Raw genomic sequence first — 17,517 nt, 5'->3', positions numbered from 1 at the left:
CCATGATTATCTTATTAATCATTATGACGTTTTTTTGGTTGATGCTGATGTATTATTCAGCAATTAATATAGCAGGAATCTGGCATCGACTGAAGAAAAAAGAGGCGCCTGAACTTTTGCATTATCCTAGCGTTGCCATCTTTATACCAGCTCATAACGAGGAAGTAGTAATTGCCGATACATTGCGGGCAATGGCAAGACTTCAATACCCTGGTAAGCTGGATATTTATTTATTGAATGACAATTCATCTGACAGAACAGGAGCTATTGCTGATGAATTTGCCCGAGCCTTTTCAAGTATTCATCATATTCCTGTGCCAATGGGCGAACCAAAAGGAAAGTCTCGAGTGCTTAATTATGGTTTGAAGATTTCCCAATCTGATTATTTCGCCGTATACGATGCTGACAATGAACCAGAACCTGATGCCTTAAAGAAATTGGTGGAAGCAGCTGAAAACAATGAAAAAGCAGCAGGGGCAGTTGGTTATGTCAAAACAAAAAATATGGCCAAAAATGCCTTAACACGCATGATTGGCCTAGAATTTCAAGTGTTTCAACTGCTAATGCAATGCGGACGCTGGGCATTATTTCGGTTAGGCTCACTAGCAGGTACCAATATGCTGGTAAAACGTCAAGTGGTGCAGGAATTGGGAGAGTATGATGTACGGGCATTGGCAGAGGATGCAGAATTAACGGTAAGAATCACGGCTATGGGATATCATTTACCTGTCGTACCAGCTTCTCGCACTTGGGAGCAGGAGCCTGAGAAAATAAAGACTTTTGTTCGGCAAAGGACTCGGTGGCTGACTGGGAACCTATATTTATTGGAAAAGTCGATTCATGATTTGTCTCATTGGAAAGGTCGTACCTTTGCTTTATCCTTGCAGCATGTATTCACTTATCTATTCTTTGCTGTCTTATTGCTGGTGTCAGACATCTTCTTCATCATGGGCCTATTAGGTTTTACTTTACCTGATATGCGCGCGCCGATCTTGATTTTATGGTTTATGAGCTATATTGTTTATACCTCACAACTATTAAGTGCGTTAGTAGTAGATGACAATGTGTCTGTAAAGAATGTTTGCTTTATCCTGCTGATGTATTTTACTTATGCGCAGCTTTTTATTATCTTGTTATTCCGCAGCTCCTTGAGTTATATATGGAATCGTCTTAGAGGACAGACCATTACATGGGATAAGACGGAACGATTCAAAGGAAGGGAAGAAAGCCTTTGATTGGTCGTAAATCTTTATTGTTTTTTATTAGTTTATTATTTTTATTGGCAGGATGCCGTGTGTCGATGGATGAATCAGTGCAACAGCAGGTGGAAGATGCGTACATGAGTGAGCAAGGTTTGATTCATGCTTATCCCAATCAGGAAGATTCTCAGTATCTATCGGAGAGCGTAGGGCTCTATTTAGAGTTTTTATTACAGGTGGAGGATAAGGATCGTTTCGCTGAACAAGTCGCCTTGCTGCAAGATTATTTTGTGCAAACCAGTGATGGGGCGAGTTTTATTGCTTGGGAACTGACAGATAATACACAGGTGAATGCTTTAATTGATGATGTACGAATCATTAAGGTCTTAAAAGAAGCAAGTGATACATTTTCTGAGCCAGCATATGACGAGCTTGCTGAGGATTTGTTGATGGTGATCAAACAGACACAAATATGGAAAGATGTATTTGTGGATTACTATGATTGGGAATACCAAACGACCGCCAATCGAATCACATTAAGCTACTTAATCCCGGCATTCTTTCAATTCTTCCCGGAGGCAGCAGCCAATCGTCTGATTTTGGAAAATGCTTCAGGAGATCCTGTATTTTATCCGGAGTATTTTGAGCTATCTACCCAGACCTATCAATTTGATGGGGAGGCGCATATGGTCGATCAGTTATTAATTGCACTAAATAAGGAGCAGGTCAATATGGCTTTTGAAGACTGGATCATCAAAGAATGGGAGCGGGAAGATCGTCTTTATGGAAGATATGATAAGGAAACCTTAGAGTCAACGGTAGAGTACGAGTCATTGGCTGTATATGGTTATTTGCATCGCTTTTTCATGAAGATAGGCGATGAAGATTTAGCAGAAGAAGTCTTTCAGCGGGCTGAAGTATTAGCTCAGGAGTCGGCTGGCCAACTTCATTTTTTTGATTTTATTCATTGGGAGTTGATGAAGAAAAGAGGTTAAGCGCCTGATGTATAAAATAGTAAGCTGGGGAATTCAGTGTTTATAGTGGAATATGGCTGGACTATCGCAGCAGTTTAGCCATATTCCAGATTGCTCTTTGTTCAACAAAAGCGCCTGATTGCTAATTATAAACAGACTGTGATTGTAACATCTTCAATATGGATATATGTATTTTATTTCTTATGATTCATCTTCTTTGGTATAGATCTGGATTCCAACTACTGTTCATAGATTCAACCGTTATAGACTGTTCATCAGAAGAAAGTGTAACGATCAAGGGTTCCGATTTATTAGATACCTGACCGTCAAAATTAAGATCTATACTATTCTCGTTTTCCGTCCATTCCCCTTCGTACTCAGTACCACCTTCATTGTAAATAGCAGCCCCATTTTTATCGATAGTGATTTCTATCTTGCTCCCACTAGTACTAGTTCCTCCATATGTTCCTACCCACTTACTAGATCCGCCACAAGCAGATAGATTTATTATTGCAAAAATAAGTAAAACACCAACAAGCCACTTTGTCTTCATATTCATTTGAAATCTCCTCTAATATATATTTTTTTATAGATAGTCGTAAGCAATACGGCTCAATTGTTGAACAAAGAATAATCTGGAATAGTGGAACGAGATTTAGAATATGCTGTGAATTTAATAGATCATATAACATAGGCTCATATTCCTTTATTTTATCATAAGATGAGACTTAGAGGTAAACATAAAATTAGATGTTACGGAAAATGATGATTATAAAAAATAGGAGCTCTTATTGGTGTGAATAAACAAATCTTGCGTGTTTAATTCCTTTTATTTTGAGGAGGCTAGCTATTTGCTGATTTCAGGATGAAAATATGATTCTATGTATCTAAGTTTGTTCACTTTTGATTAGGAAAATGGTTGCGAATGGAAATAGAGTATTGTATAATATAATTGTGAGTTGGGGAACTCACAGCATAACATACCAAGGTTTATAGTAAGTTACTATGGTAAGGCTTTTTAAGCCGCGGCGTAGGGGATCGCCTGCCGAGTTACTCGGCTTCTCCCCGTTAAAAATGACTAAAGCGATTTAGTCATTTTTTTCATATATGTATGTAAAAATTATCCTTAGCAAGGAGTGATAAAGGTGAAATACGATATTGGCTTGGATATTGGGATTACTTCGGTTGGTTGGGCAGTGATCAATCGTGATAAAAAGAGGTTGGAAGACTGGGGGGTTCGCTTGTTTGAAGTGGCAGAAAATCCGAAAGATGGATCAGCACTCGCTGCGCCTAGGCGTGAAGCACGATCAACAAGAAGACGCCTGAGACGCAGAAAGCACCGCGTGGAGCGAATCAAACACTTTATCACTCAAAACGCCCTATTAACCAAACAAGAGTTGGATGAATTATATCCGCTTACAAAGGAAGATGAGGATGTTTGGGTGTTGCGTAAGCTAGGGACTGAGCGGAAGTTAACCAATCGTGAATTTGCCCGTATCCTGATCCATTGCGCCAAACATCGTGGTTATCAGTCCAATCGCAAAAGCGAAGAACAGGATGACGAATCGGGTAAGGTCCTGTCTGCTATTAAAGAAAATCACAATTTAATGGTAGAAAAAAGGTACCGGACGATTTCACATATGTTAGTAGAGGAAGATAAGCCATTGCGTAATAAAGATGGTGATTATTCTGGTGTATTATTACGCGCCGATATAAAAAAAGAGATTGTTTCTATTTTTGACAAGCAACAGGAGTTCGGTCATTCATTTGCAACGACAGCAAATAAGGAACGTTACATAGAATTGTGGGGCTCACAGCGACCCGTTGCGTCCAAGGACGATATTTTAGAAAAGATAGGTTCGTGTTCTCTAGAACAAAATGCCAAGCGTGTCCCTAAGGCGACGTATACATTTAGCAAGTTTCGCGCTCTGGATAAACTGAATCGACTACATATTATGGATGTAAAGGGAGAGAAGCGACAATTAACTGTTGAAGAACGAGAACTAGTGGTTCATAAGTTTTTTGATAAAAAAGATGCCAAATATTCTGATATACGCCAGGCCTTAAAATTGTCGGAAGATCAAAAGTTTAGTGAGCTTTATTATGCCGACGATGTCAAGCTAAGCGAAAGCGAGAAACGAATCTTTATTTCGATGGAGGACCAGTATAAAATCCGCAAAGCCATCAAGAAAGAATTAGGTAAGAAGCGGCTAGAAGCATTCACTGCGATTGACTTTGACACATTTGGCTATGCCTTAACGGTCTTTAAGAGCGATGAGGATATTCAAGACTATTTGCGTAATCAATGGATAAACAGCAAGGGAAAGCCTATGAGAAATATTGCTAACCACTGTTATGAAGATGATCTGATTGAAGTATTGCTGAAATTATCTTTCTCAAAATTTGGCCATTTATCCTTAAAGGCGTTAAACAATCTTCTCCCTTTTATGGAACAAGGTGACTATTATACGGATGCAGCAAAGAAAGCTGGTTATATGTTGGATCAAGAAAAGAATCTACCTAAACAAAAATTATTGCCGGTTATACCAGAACAAGAGATTCTCAATCCAATTGTTCTACGGGCATTAAGCCAAGCGAGAAAAGTAGTCAACAGTATTATTAAAAAGTATGGTTCTCCTCGCCATATATATATCGAATTGGCACGCGAGATGGGGCGGAATTATCAAGACCGGAGAGAAATAGAGAAACAATTTGATAAGAACCGATCGATTAATGAGAATGCCAAGGAAGAGATTCGTGATCTTTTTCCTGAAAGATCAGATATCAAGGGGCATGATATCTTAAAAATGAAGCTTTGGAAAGAACAGCAGCATTGTTGTATTTATTCAAAACAGCATATCCCGTTAGAGAAACTTTTTGAACCCGGCTATGCACAGGTGGATCATATTATCCCATATAGTCGCAGTTTTAATGATAGCAATCATAATAAGGTATTAGTACTAGCTGGTCAAAATCAAGATAAAAAGGATAGGACACCATTTGAGTGGTTTGGTTCTGATCATGCCAGATGGGAACAGTTTTCTACCTACGTCGATGGTTTGCACATGTCACGCAAGAAAAAACAAAATTTGAAGAATAAATCATTTCAACGCAGTGAACAAGAATTTCGTGACAGGCATTTGAATGATACTCGTTATATTACTCGCTTTTTTAAAACCTTTATTGCGGATCATTTACACTTTGACAGTAATTCGAAACAAAATGTGTATCCAGTAAACGGTGCTTATACTGCTTTATTGCGTAAGCGCTGGGGGTTTAATAAAGTTCGTGAAGAAAATAGCCTGCATCATGCTCTTGATGCCGCGATTGTAGGAACGAGTGGTCCTTTTCGTGACGAGGTAAGTAATTATTTTAAAAAAGCGGAGGAACATCCTAAACAATTGTTAAGGAAAAACGATATTAAATTCCCGCAACCATGGAAAAAGTTTGCGAAAGAATTAAGAACGCGGCTCATCCAAGATCCAGATGCAATGATGACGGCGATCATGAACAACAACTTTTATGAAGACGATGCTGCATTTCGCGATCAGGTGCGACCTATTTTTCCATCCTGGATGCCAAAACGTTCTGTTAAGGGACAATTACATCAGGAGAAGTTTAGACGTAATCGTGGTGAAACGGATGATGGTTATCAATTGATTGTAACGAAGACGAAGCTGGCAGATATTCCATTTGATAAAGACGGACACTTTCCGATGTTTGGAAAAGAAAACGACCGAAAAACATATGATGCGATCAGAGACAGGTATTTGTCCTTTAATGGAAATAAACAAAAGGCATTTGCTGAACCATTATACAAACCATCCAAAAATATGAAAAATGCTCCACTGATCCGATCGGTGAAGATAGAGGATAAGAAAAACAGGCTGGTATCGGTTAAGGGAGAAGATACGGTTGCTTATAACGCCAGTATTGCAAGAACAGATGTGTACCAGGATGTGAATACGAAGAAATATTATTTGTTGCCGGTGTATGTGGCGGATATTAAGCAAGGGAATAGGCCAGATCGATTTGTAACAGCACACAAACCATATAATAAATGGGTGAAGAAAGTAGATAATCACGAGTATAAGTTTAGTCTGTTTCCGAATGATTTAATGTATATTCAATTAGCTAAAATCAAAACAGTTAAAGGAACCAACATTGATTGGCAACAAGGTTATTTTTATTATAAAGGTCTTGATACTGCTACAGGGGCTATTTCTATTGTTAAGTCCGATAGTAGCTTCGATGAAAGAACGGGTATAAAATCTTTGAAACAGTTTGAAAAATATAACGTTACTCCAATTGGGGATCTGCAAAAGGTCCAGAAAGAGCTTGCTTATGGCTTATAGGCATATTATCGTTCGTAATCCAGCAAAGTTGTCGGTGAAAAATAATCAGCTAATGATTAAACAAGAAACAAGCGTACAAATTCCTTTAGAGGATATTTGTACGCTTACGATAGAGGATCCGGCTATTACTTTAACGGGTGTTCTATTAAGTCAATGTGCTGCTTACAATGTAGAATTGATTGTATGCGACCAAAAACGCGTTCCAAGTGCCACTTTGCAATCATTCCATCAACATTCTAGACAAAAAGCAGTACTGGATATGCAAATTGGCTTATCAAAACCCTTTAAAAAGAGAATTTGGCAAAAAGTAGTACAAGCAAAAATTGAGAATCAAGCAAATTGTTTAGATTTATCCTATCAATCGGAAGAAGCAGATGTCCTGCATGCAATGGCCAAACAAGTGGAATCAGGCGATCGAACCAACAAAGAAGCATATGCAGCAAAATTCTATTTTAATAAGTTATTTGGCGATCAATTTACTAGACGACGAGAAGATCCACAAAATATTGCTTTAAATTATGGTTATAGCTTGATTCGTTCATTAGTGGCAAGGGCTCTAGTTCGTTATGGTTTTACGCCAGCTCTTGGAATATTCCACGATAGTCAGACCAATGCCTTTAATTTAGCAGATGATTTTATGGAACCACTTCGGCCTTTTGTAGACTATACAGTTGCCGCTTATGTCAAAGAGGATTCAGTCTGGAATAACGAAATCAAGGAGAAATTATTTCAAATTTTAAGTTATTCCGCTTATTGGAAAGGTGAGAAACAAAGTATTACAAATGGAGTGGATTGGATGGTTAAAAGTTATGTCGCTGCATGCCGAAATGGCGATCCGAAATTTATTGTTTTGCCTGAATTAAAATCTATGGAAATGCATGTGTATGAGTAGATTTATGAGGATATTAGTATTCTTTGATCTCCCAGTAGTCGCAAAACGTGATCGCAAGGCATATGCGAGATTCCGTAAATTTTTATTAAATGACGGCTATGTGATGTTGCAATACTCTGTATATTATCGGATTTGCAATGGTGAAGAGGCGGTACAGAAACATATGAAACGATTAAGACAGAACATCCCACCAGTAAATGGAGCTATTCGAACATTAAAGGTAACCGAAAAGCAGTTTGAAAAGATGGAGATATTGCTAGGTGATACTAGTGCCAATGAAGAAATTGATTCGAACATAACAGATTTTTTCTGAAAAAAGCTTGCCAACTGGCGGCTTTTTTTAATTTCAGTAAGTTTTTGATTTAAAAATTGATCATTTGCTTTTTAATTTGATAGTTTTTTAGGTTTTTTAAAAGAAATAATATGGCACAACCCCTTGGGGAATAAGGGGTTGTGAGGGAAATAGCATAACATAACAAGATTTATAGGGGAACTATGGCGCTCCTTTGTCAACGTAGCTAACAAAATCAAGCATAACATAACAAGATTTATAGGGGAACTATGGCGTGAATTCAAAGCTAACTTTGAATTTCATAAGCATAACATAACAAGATTTATAGGGGAACTATGGCATAAAGTCACTTCCCTTACAATTTAATATGAGCATAACATAACAAGATTTATAGGGGAACTATGGCGTGGTATTATATTTACTACTCTGGTTTTTCAGCATAACATAACAAGATTTATAGGGGAACTATGGCTAACTGGGTGATGGGATATACTCCATATTCAGCATAACATAACAAGATTTATAGGGGAACTATGGCTAACCTGGGTGGTTTGGAAACTAATCACCAAGCATAACATAACAAGATTTATAGGGGAACTATGGCTGGTTCAGGTGTTCAACCTAGCGATTTTTTAGCATAACATAACAAGATTTATAGGGGAACTATGGCTAAAGTTGTGTTTTAGCATAAGTGCCAACAAGCATAACATAACAAGATTTATAGGGGAACTATGGCAACCACATTGATCCATGCAATAGCAAGGGAGCATAACATAACAAGATTTATAGGGGAACTATGGCCTTTCAGCATAAGAGTCCTAAGAGAGAGGCAGCATAACATAACAAGATTTATAGGGGAACTATGGCGGTAGAGGTCGAGGAGATAGGCGAAAGAAAAGCATAACATAACAAGATTTATAGGGGAACTATGGCCGAATCGCACGAACATTCAGCATATCTCGAAGCATAACATAACAAGATTTATAGGGGAACTATGGCAATAAAGTAGTTCTCCTTATATTAAAGGTAAGCATAACATAACAAGATTTATAGGGGAACTATGGCGATGGCGTTAACCATCCCACCGATAAATTAGCATAACATAACAAGATTTATAGGGGAACTATGGCGCCTCAGATATTATTACTTCTAAAAAACCAGCATAACATAACAAGATTTATAGGGGAACTATGGCAAAACGCCATTTATGCAAGTGGTCAATATAAGCATAACATAACAAGATTTATAGGGGAACTATGGCGAACGCCCATAAACATTCACCTTCTATCCTAGCATAACATAACAAGATTTATAGGGGAACTATGGCGAACGCCCATAAACATTCACCTTCTATCCTAGCATAACATAACAAGATTTATAGGGGAACTATGGCTTAAGATTGTTAACCATACCATCAACTTGCAGCATAACATAACAAGATTTATAGGGGAACTATGGCTACAGATGATAACAAGACAAGTCTACCAAAGCATAACATAACAAGATTTATAGGGGAACTATGGCTTCAGATACTTCTGATCCTTCTTCAACAGGAGCATAACATAACAAGATTTATAGGGGAACTATGGCACTTTACGACATACACCAAGCCTGAATATTGTAAAGCATCACTTTATTTCCTCTCAAATAGGGTTATCTTGTTCAAACTCCTCCAGGATAATTACTGTACTTTCCTGAAGTAATATGCTAAATTTTTTGCATATTATAAGGGGGAGTTTTTTAATGATTTTTTTACACGACTTTGGAATTGGGATAGAAGAATATGAGAAGAAAGGAAAAAAGAATAACTTTCCGTTATTTAAATGGTGCCCAAATTGCCAAGCAATTGCTTATGGAAACTTGCACAGACATGGTTATTATTGGAGATACGGAATAAACCAGGAAGAGGAACTACACATTCCTATATGTCGTTTCAGGTGTTTGGTTTGTCAAGTAACGATCTCTATTTTACCGAGTTTCTTAATTCCCTATTTTCAACATACATTGGATACCATGATGGAAAGATTAAGCAGTGTGCTTAAGGGAGAGAAAGTAAAAGGAAGTCGCCAGCAATTAGAACAACATCTGAAACGTTTTTATGAAAGCATCCATTGGACCCATAGCTTTTTTACAGACGCAGGATATCAATTGGGTTTCACGAAGGATATAAAAAAAGAAGCCCAAAAATACGTGACAATGATCCAAGATTTTGGCGAATCAACCTCCTTCTTCCGAAGGAGCTGGGGTCATTTATCATCCTATTTTATGGGCAAATTAATTCTACCATATTTACCACCAAAAAAGAATACTATTCATCCCACATAGACTTTTCCTAGCACTGATGGGAAGGACAAAGTAGAATAAAAGCAATGGATAACCGGTTATCCTTCTATAAAAAGGAGGAAAAGTTCATGAATGAAAAAACACGGGAAGAAATTGCTTTATTTCGTTATGGATTGATTGCCCCACTTTTGAATGGACAAGTAAAGCCAAAGGATTATTTGAAAGAAATGGAAGGGAAAATGCATACGATTCCTTATTATGGGGAACGAAAGGTTGCAGCCAAGACAATGCAAGAATGGCATCTGCATTACCGAAGGAATGGATTTGATGCATTAAAGCCTAAAAGGCGTTCTGATCGAGGGGGCGCCAGAAGATTATCTCCGGATGACAAAGATCATATACTAGAAACACGAAAAAAATTTCTCCATATGCCTGTTAGTGTTTTCTACGAACAACTAATAGGAAATGGAGAAATCAACAAAAATCAAATCTCTTACTCTACTATAAACCGATTACTAAAAAAACACAAGATGGCAGGAAGGAATTATATTCATTATCATCCAGAGAAAGAACGAAAACGCTTTGCGCATGATAAAGTCAATGTACTATGGCAGGCAGATTTATCACACGGCCCTTATGTCCCGGTTAATGGAAAAATGAAGAAAACGTTTCTTATTGCTTATATTGATGATTGTTCGAGATTGGTACCGTATGGACAATTTTTCTCTTCTGAGAAATTTGATGGTTTAAGAGAAGTGACCAAAGAGGCATTCATACGCAGAGGAAAGCCAAACATCATTTATGCAGATAATGGAAAGATCTATCGGTCAGAAACGCTACAGTATGCATGTGCCCAATTAGGAATTACCTTAGCTCATACGCAACCCTACGATCCTAAAAGCAAAGGGAAAATAGAAAGGTTATTTAAGACGATACAAACGCGTTTTTATCCACTACTTCAAACCAATCCAGCTACCTCTTTGGAGGAATTAAATGAGAGATTCTGGTGTTGGCTCGAAGAGGATTATCATCGGAGAGTACACGCTTCCTTAGAAGGAAAAACGCCACATGAAGTATTCCAATCGCAGCTAGATCGAATCAGCTTTTTAGAGGACCTCTCTATTTTAGAAACCATCTTTTTAAGACGGGTAGAGAGAAAAGTAAAGCAAGATGGAACGATTACATTGGACAAGCAGTTATATGAAGTTCCTTCGGAATATATTGGTCAGCGAATTGAAGTTCGTATGGATGAACAACATGTTTATGTATTTGAGGACGGAAAAAAGGCAGCTGAAGCCAGAGCGGTCACCATCCACGATAACGCCCATATCAAACGTGGACCATCGCCGTTTTCTCTCTCTGAAGCAAGGCAGGAGGAGGGAAAGGATCATGTATAAAACATACTATTCCTTAGCAAAGGAAGCCTTTACCAAGGAAGCAACAGCAACAAATGCCTTCCAATCGACGAGTTATCAAGAGGCAATGAATGGTCTTGGGTATTTACAAAAGTCTAAAGGAATTGGGTTGTTGATAGGTGACCCTGGTGCTGGGAAGACGTACACCTTACGAGCCTTTAAGAATTCACTTAACCCAGCCTTATACCATGTCGTCTATTTTCCGTTGTCCACCGGAGGGGTGATGGATTTCTACCGGGGGCTAGCATACGGACTAGGAGAAGAACCTAAGTTTCGTAAAGTAGATTTATTTCGTCAGATTCAACAAGGAATTGAACGGATGGAGCAGGAGCGTAAAATAACGCCCATATTTATTTTAGATGAAATGCATATGGCAAAAGATGCTTTTTTACAGGACTTAGCTATTCTTTTCAATTTCCAAATGGATTCGTCGAATCCATTTATTCTGATACTAGCTGGTCTGCCGCATTTGAAAACGCGGCTCCATTTGAATCACCATCGCCCGTTGGCTCAACGAATTATTATGAGATACCAATTCCAGCCATTGAATAAAGAAGACGTTACTGCTTATATGGAGCATCAGTTAAAACTGGCAGGGGCAAAGATGCCGATTTTTACAGAGACAGGTTTAGAAGCTATCGCTTTACGTTCGCAAGGATGGCCACGCATCATTAACACATTAGCTTCAAATTGTCTTCTGTATGGAGCGCAGTTAAAAAAACAACAAATTGATGAAGAGATTGTTCGTATGGCAACAGAGGAAAGTGGCCTATGATGCGGCAAGGAATCATGATATTTGATTTACAGGGATGGAAGATCTGGATTGGCCAGCAAGACTATGAAACATTTGAAGGAATGGCTTTTGAATTACGTATTCAAAAGCATTATTTCAAAGCATATTTAGGAAAAGAAGATCAAGAGTGGTATGTGATATTAGATGAAGATGTAGCATTTAATTTACGTGTATTCGAGGTTTACAAAGTTCGTATAGAATACATAGATATCACATCAGGAAATGCCTCTTAAAAGGGGCATTTTTTCTGGAATAGTATCTGAAATAATTTTACAAAGTTTTTTCAAATCGGAAATTAAATGAATAAACGAGCACATTACTCCAGATTTCTCCCTGATATAAAATGGAAAAGGATGTCTGAATTAATGTGGTAGTTTACATGAATATGAGCATAACATAACAAGATTTATAGGGGAACTATGGCAGGAGAACAGATTGATGTTAACAACAGTGAAGCATAACATAACAAGATTTATAGGGGAACTATGGCTGATGGGCTGTACTTAACAATCTATTATCAAGCATAACATAACAAGATTTATAGGGGAACTATGGCACGGATGACATGGATTCGAATGGTTTGCATAGCATAACATAACAAGATTTATAGGGGAACTATGGCTGCTGCCGTTTCTAAAATTCCAGAAGACCAAGCATAACATAACAAGATTTATAGGGGAACTATGGCCTCTTTTTTTAAATGAATTGAACGAACTTAAGCATAACATAACAAGATTTATAGGGGAACTATGGCTCCAGTAACGGTATCACTATTTAAAGCCATAGCATAACATAACAAGATTTATAGGGGAACTATGGCCTGTACGTTTCTATTCCATTCATCTCAGCCAGCATAACATAACAAGATTTATAGGGGAACTATGGCTAAAATATTAGCTTTGCTAGTGGAAATTGGAGCATAACATAACAAGATTTATAGGGGAACTATGGCTAGTGAATACGATAGGTTTATCAGTTACCTAGCATAACATAACAAGATTTATAGGGGAACTATGGCCCCCACTGCTCTGTTATGTGATTCTGTGCGAGCATAACATAACAAGATTTATAGGGGAACTATGGCTTTATCCTATCTTCATGTTCTTGTCGCTTCAGCATAACATAACAAGATTTATAGGGGAACTATGGCATCAAGATTAACCTCTTGACCCTCTTTAAAGCATAACATAACAAGATTTATAGGGGAACTATGGCATCCAGATGGCACGTTTGTTACTGGCCGTAAGCATAACATAACAAGATTTATAGGGGAACTATGGCTGAAATAGACGCACTAAGCAAAACAATAGAAGCATAACATAACAAGATTTATAGGGGAACTATGGCAGGCAATGACTTATTAAGAGGCGAGCAACTAGCATAACATAACAAGATTTATAGGGGAACTATGGCCCTTCGGCTTGCAAAGGTTGAAGCATAAGTAGCATAACATAACAAGATTTATAGGGGACTACGGTCTTCACACCAGAGCAGCTCACACTTGCGTGAGCAAAACATACCAAGATCTATAGATTATACGATATCTTTAATGTCATCTAGTTTGATTCCCATGATTTGCATATTATCATGTCTTTTGATTTCAGTGAAATTCATTTTCTTGAAAAAATGTACTGCATTTTCCATAGCTTCTAAAATAACGAATGAAAAACCTAAGTAATTAGAGATTTGAATGCAAGTATCTAAAGCAAATAAGAGAAGTAGTTCACCTAATCCTTTTTGACGAAATTTCTTATCAATGCCAATATAATGAATGCGAACGGATGGGAAATGTTGTTTATTCATAGTTGATATAATATCTTCCCAACCAGCATGTTTTCTTTTAGATTTAACTATATTTATGTAATCAGCGAATAAAGTATAATATCCAATAAGGTCATTCGTAAAAAAATAATTGAGTTTTACATGCGTGACAATCTTGAAGCTGTTGTGCCTCTTCTTTCAAAAACTCCTCTACACAAATTTCATCGGAACAATTAAAATGGTCAACAGCCTCACTATACTTTATGGAGAGAGGTGCTGACCATATTTTATCTATATTGATTTGTCTCACTGTTGATCGATCCTGCTTTTGATTTTTCTAGCTTGGCGAATTTTTTCTCTCATTTCCACCATTCTCTGTTGATCCGCAGTCGAGCGATCATTAGCCCAATCTATAAACTTTTGCTCTTGTTCTTTGTTTTGAAATTTAATATCCATAGGGGTAACTTCCGCTACTTTTGACATATTGAATCAGCTCCTTTTGGAACATAAACTCACCTCCACTATGAGTTTATGTAATATTTTCAGATGTTATACTATCTTATTTTTTAGTCTACAATAAATCAATCTTAACGATATATGCTAATTATATTATACATTAAATATACAAATATTTCAATAACTCTCGCTCTGAATCAGCTCTGAGGAGTAAATTTATATCAAAAATAAGCGCAAACTGTATTTAAATTCCTCTATCAAGTTATCTTTAATGTGAATTTTTTCCTTGCAACTTTCCAACCGATCTAGATCACATATATTTTGTGTGTAAGAGGAATGATGTTGTAATGTTATACGATCTTGTTATACATTTAAAGAATCCAGATATGAATATGGCTATTATGGGATGGTAAATAAAGTGAGTTGTTGAAAATAAAATTTATGTGCAACAAGGGGTTACTAGATAAATATGATTTATAGGGGAACTATGGCCCTCCAATCTTCCTTCACCACAAAAAAAGCATAACATACCAAGATTTATAGGGGAACTATGGCTAAAAACCTATTTTTTATTTTACGATCGTGCAAATATATAATAGCATATCAAGATTTATAAGAAAACCATGAAGTTTAGCTAGTAAGTTGTATATTTTAGGATTTTAAACTATTAAACAGAACTATTTGATATTGAAGATAACTTAAAAGCATATTAAAAATATGAAGATATTGCTAGGCGATACTATCACCATGAGAAATTGACTAAAACAAAACATATTGTTTCTAAAAAAGCTTGTCAATCGGCAGCTTTTTTTAAATTAGAAAGTTTTTTGCTGAAAAAGCAATCATTCATTTTTATAAATTAGAATTTTTCAGGTCTTTTTACAACAAATAATGCGCCACAACCCTTTGAAATTAAGGGTTGTGAGGGGAATAGCATAACATACCAAGATTTATAGGGGAACTATGGCGCTTGTCAGATTCCCTAGTCAATGAACGAAAGCATAACATACCAAGATTTATAGGGGAACTATGGCTAGTATGATAGAAGGTTTTCAGGGGGCTGGAGCATAACATACCAAGATTTATAGGGGAACTATGGCTAGTAAAACAAACTACAAACTATATTGCTGAGCATAACATACCAAGATTTATAGGGGAACTATGGCTTGTTTGTTGGGGGTGTACCACATGATATTAGCATAACATACCAAGATTTATAGGGGAACTATGGCAGCACAAGTATATGAAAGCAGTACAAAACCAGCATAACATACCAAGATTTATAGGGGAACTATGGCGCATGCAATTACATGCTGTTCCACGGTGCAAGCATAACATACCAAGATTTATAGGGGAACTATGGCCAAACGTTATGCATTATTTTATCGGCATTGAGCATAACATACCAAGATTTATAGGGGAACTATGGCCACGACTATCGCATAACTTATACTCTCCGGAGCATAACATACCAAGATTTATAGGGGAACTATGGCCATCAAGAATGCCGTAATACCAACGTTTATAGCATAACATACCAAGATTTATAGGGGAACTATGGCTTGAGCATGTCACAACCAGAGGAGCTGGAAAGCATAACATACCAAGATTTATAGGGGAACTATGGCATAGGGAGATAAAACTAGAATTATATCACGAGCATAACATACCAAGATTTATAGGGGAACTATGGCCCAACCAGGCGAGGTTGGATTTTTGTTTGAAGCATAACATACCAAGATTTATAGGGGAACTATGGCCTCTACTGTTTATGTAAGAAAATTAGAAAAAGCATAACATACCAAGATTTATAGGGGAACTATGGCGAGAAGCAATGCCAAGCACTTTTTTAATAGAGCATAACATACCAAGATTTATAGGGGAACTATGGCCTGCTAAACTATTAATCCCTAGATTATTATAGCATAACATACCAAGATTTATAGGGGAACTATGGCGTTTGGAAAAATGGATCGATCGTAATTTAAAGCATAACATACCAAGATTTATAGGGGAACTATGGCAGATATACAAGCCTTATATAATGATGATGTAGCATAACATACCAAGATTTATAGGGGAACTATGGCCCTATAAAAGCATTATCCACACTGGTTTTAAGCATAACATACCAAGATTTATAGGGGAACTATGGCAACGACTAACATTTTAACATATTCTATTGTAGCATAACATACCAAGATTTATAGGGGAACTATGGCTCACGGAGATGAACATGGTATTTATGAATAAGCATAACATACCAAGATTTATAGGGGAACTATGGCTCCTCCTCCTTGTTTATTACCTTTCCCCATAGCATAACATACCAAGATTTATAGGGGAACTATGGCCCAAGCACGACCACGCATTAATAGCGCTGCAGCATAACATACCAAGATTTATAGGGGAACTATGGCTACCAAATTAAAGGAACAGCTTACAAGTAGAGCATAACATACCAAGATTTATAGGGGAACTATGGCGGTAGAGGTCGAGGAGCTAGGCGAAAGAAAAGCATAACATACCAAGATTTATAGGGGAACTATGGCGGAAACTATAACGGAGCGAGACGTTAAGGAAGCATAACATACCAAGATTTATAGGGGAACTATGGCTAGCCATCTTCATCGGTGGTGGTTGGTCCAAAGCATAACATACCAAGATTTATAGGGGAACTATGGCCAGATTGTCTTATGAAATCAACAAAGGTGGAGCTATGGCTCAGCCTGATTAGTTGAAATCTTGCCATAAAGTATAACATACCAAGGTTTACAAGGAACTATAGTTCAAAACCTATTTTATTTATTGGAAAAATTTCCTAATTATATAAACTAAGATTTGAAAATAAGCATAAAATGTCAAATGATTAAAATCGTATGACAGCTTTAAGTGGGTGATTGGAATAGTTGTATTACATAACAAAAGATATAATAAGCGATGTCATTAAAAATAATTATACCATTTTCAAACATGTATTTAGGTTTTTAATACCTAAATATAATTCATAAAACATTCTACTTAACCTAAGCATATTCATTCCCCCTCGTATGTAAGTTATTTTTTCTTTATCAAATTATACATTAGTCACCGGATA

Annotated in this window: 12 protein-coding genes and 3 CRISPR repeat arrays; of the genes, 9 read left to right on the top strand and 3 right to left on the bottom strand. The window is 37.0% G+C overall.

Translation table 11 applies throughout. From position 1 onward, the window contains the following. Positions 1-2 precede the first annotated feature (2 nt). Both E0E32_RS05585 and E0E32_RS05580 read left to right on the top strand, forming a co-directional pair. Positions 3-1,235 carry a glycosyltransferase family 2 protein gene (locus E0E32_RS05585; protein WP_066187907.1) on the top strand — a complete coding sequence of 411 codons (1,233 nt, stop codon included), beginning with the start codon at positions 3-5 and terminating at the stop codon, positions 1,233-1,235. Then, positions 1,232-2,194, top strand: coding sequence for a hypothetical protein (locus tag E0E32_RS05580; RefSeq protein ID WP_066187906.1), 963 nt, complete (start codon positions 1,232-1,234; stop codon positions 2,192-2,194). Before E0E32_RS05585 ends, E0E32_RS05580 begins: the two co-directional genes overlap by 4 nt. A gap of 187 nt (positions 2,195-2,381) precedes the next feature. On the opposite strand, the gene E0E32_RS05575 is transcribed toward E0E32_RS05580, so the two are convergent. Next, complete coding sequence (locus E0E32_RS05575) at positions 2,382-2,732, bottom strand: hypothetical protein (protein WP_066187904.1); 351 nt, start codon at positions 2,730-2,732, stop codon at positions 2,382-2,384. 586 nt (positions 2,733-3,318) lie between these two features. Between E0E32_RS05575 and cas9 the strand changes: the two genes are divergently transcribed. The 7 genes from cas9 (at position 3,319) to E0E32_RS05540 (ending at position 12,436) form a co-directional block, all read left to right on the top strand. Next, entirely contained in the window at positions 3,319-6,528 is a 3,210-nt protein-coding gene (gene cas9 / locus E0E32_RS05570) for a type II CRISPR RNA-guided endonuclease Cas9 (protein WP_130859231.1), read from the top strand. Next, positions 6,518-7,420, top strand: coding sequence for a type II CRISPR-associated endonuclease Cas1 (cas1, locus tag E0E32_RS05565; protein WP_130859230.1), 903 nt, complete (start codon positions 6,518-6,520; stop codon positions 7,418-7,420). The genes cas9 and cas1 overlap by 11 nt, the downstream gene beginning before the upstream one ends. A gap of 4 nt (positions 7,421-7,424) precedes the next feature. After that, on the top strand, positions 7,425-7,733 hold the full coding sequence (cas2, locus tag E0E32_RS05560) for a CRISPR-associated endonuclease Cas2 (protein ID WP_130859229.1): 309 nt from the start codon (positions 7,425-7,427) through the stop codon (positions 7,731-7,733). 151 nt (positions 7,734-7,884) lie between these two features. Beyond that, positions 7,885-9,302: direct repeats of the CRISPR family, unit length 36 nt; unit sequence AGCATAACATAACAAGATTTATAGGGGAACTATGGC. Between the two features lie 153 nt (positions 9,303-9,455). Beyond that, positions 9,456-10,037 carry a DUF6431 domain-containing protein gene (locus E0E32_RS05555; RefSeq protein WP_066189519.1) on the top strand — a complete coding sequence of 194 codons (582 nt, stop codon included), beginning with the start codon at positions 9,456-9,458 and terminating at the stop codon, positions 10,035-10,037. 86 nt (positions 10,038-10,123) lie between these two features. Beyond that, positions 10,124-11,392 (top strand): TnsB C-terminal domain-containing protein, encoded by a 1,269-nt coding sequence (locus tag E0E32_RS05550; RefSeq protein ID WP_066189521.1) that lies wholly within the window; start codon positions 10,124-10,126, stop codon positions 11,390-11,392. Further along, positions 11,385-12,185, top strand: coding sequence for an ExeA family protein (locus E0E32_RS05545; RefSeq protein WP_066189525.1), 801 nt, complete (start codon positions 11,385-11,387; stop codon positions 12,183-12,185). Before E0E32_RS05550 ends, E0E32_RS05545 begins: the two co-directional genes overlap by 8 nt. Continuing rightward, positions 12,182-12,436 (top strand): DUF5348 domain-containing protein, encoded by a 255-nt coding sequence (locus E0E32_RS05540; protein WP_066189527.1) that lies wholly within the window; start codon positions 12,182-12,184, stop codon positions 12,434-12,436. The genes E0E32_RS05545 and E0E32_RS05540 overlap by 4 nt, the downstream gene beginning before the upstream one ends. Before the next feature lie 155 nt (positions 12,437-12,591). Next, a CRISPR array of direct repeats spans positions 12,592-13,682; the repeat unit is 36 nt; unit sequence AGCATAACATAACAAGATTTATAGGGGAACTATGGC. A gap of 54 nt (positions 13,683-13,736) precedes the next feature. On the opposite strand, the gene E0E32_RS22805 is transcribed toward E0E32_RS05540, so the two are convergent. Together E0E32_RS22805 and E0E32_RS22090 are read right to left on the bottom strand one after the other, a co-directional pair. Further along, positions 13,737-14,006, bottom strand: coding sequence for a GNAT family N-acetyltransferase (locus E0E32_RS22805; RefSeq protein ID WP_434059204.1), 270 nt, complete (start codon positions 14,004-14,006; stop codon positions 13,737-13,739). Positions 14,007-14,270: 264 nt separating this feature from the next. Then, positions 14,271-14,447 carry a hypothetical protein gene (locus E0E32_RS22090; protein ID WP_165444966.1) on the bottom strand — a complete coding sequence of 59 codons (177 nt, stop codon included), beginning with the start codon at positions 14,445-14,447 and terminating at the stop codon, positions 14,271-14,273. 905 nt (positions 14,448-15,352) lie between these two features. Beyond that, positions 15,353-17,105: direct repeats of the CRISPR family, unit length 36 nt; unit sequence AGCATAACATACCAAGATTTATAGGGGAACTATGGC. Positions 17,106-17,517 lie beyond the last annotated feature (412 nt).

Origin of the sequence: Gracilibacillus phocaeensis (assembly GCF_900626275.1) — a bacterium.
Taxonomy (GTDB): domain Bacteria; phylum Bacillota; class Bacilli; order Bacillales; family Amphibacillaceae; genus Gracilibacillus; species Gracilibacillus timonensis.
Note: the sequence above shows the minus strand (reverse complement) of the source record. Positions and strands in the feature narration are given on the sequence as shown.

Coding starts and splice junctions, on each gene's coding strand:
- E0E32_RS05585 (WP_066187907.1), top strand. CDS start 3: ATGATTATCTTATTAATCATTATGACGTTTTTTTGGTTGATGCTGATG.
- E0E32_RS05575 (WP_066187904.1), bottom strand. CDS start 2,732: ATGAATATGAAGACAAAGTGGCTTGTTGGTGTTTTACTTATTTTTGCA.
- cas1 (WP_130859230.1), top strand. CDS start 6,518: ATGGCTTATAGGCATATTATCGTTCGTAATCCAGCAAAGTTGTCGGTG.
- cas2 (WP_130859229.1), top strand. CDS start 7,425: ATGAGGATATTAGTATTCTTTGATCTCCCAGTAGTCGCAAAACGTGAT.
- E0E32_RS05555 (WP_066189519.1), top strand. CDS start 9,456: ATGATTTTTTTACACGACTTTGGAATTGGGATAGAAGAATATGAGAAG.
- E0E32_RS05550 (WP_066189521.1), top strand. CDS start 10,124: ATGAATGAAAAAACACGGGAAGAAATTGCTTTATTTCGTTATGGATTG.
- E0E32_RS05545 (WP_066189525.1), top strand. CDS start 11,385: ATGTATAAAACATACTATTCCTTAGCAAAGGAAGCCTTTACCAAGGAA.
- E0E32_RS05540 (WP_066189527.1), top strand. CDS start 12,182: ATGATGCGGCAAGGAATCATGATATTTGATTTACAGGGATGGAAGATC.
- E0E32_RS22805 (WP_434059204.1), bottom strand. CDS start 14,006: ATGAATAAACAACATTTCCCATCCGTTCGCATTCATTATATTGGCATT.
- E0E32_RS22090 (WP_165444966.1), bottom strand. CDS start 14,447: ATGTCAAAAGTAGCGGAAGTTACCCCTATGGATATTAAATTTCAAAAC.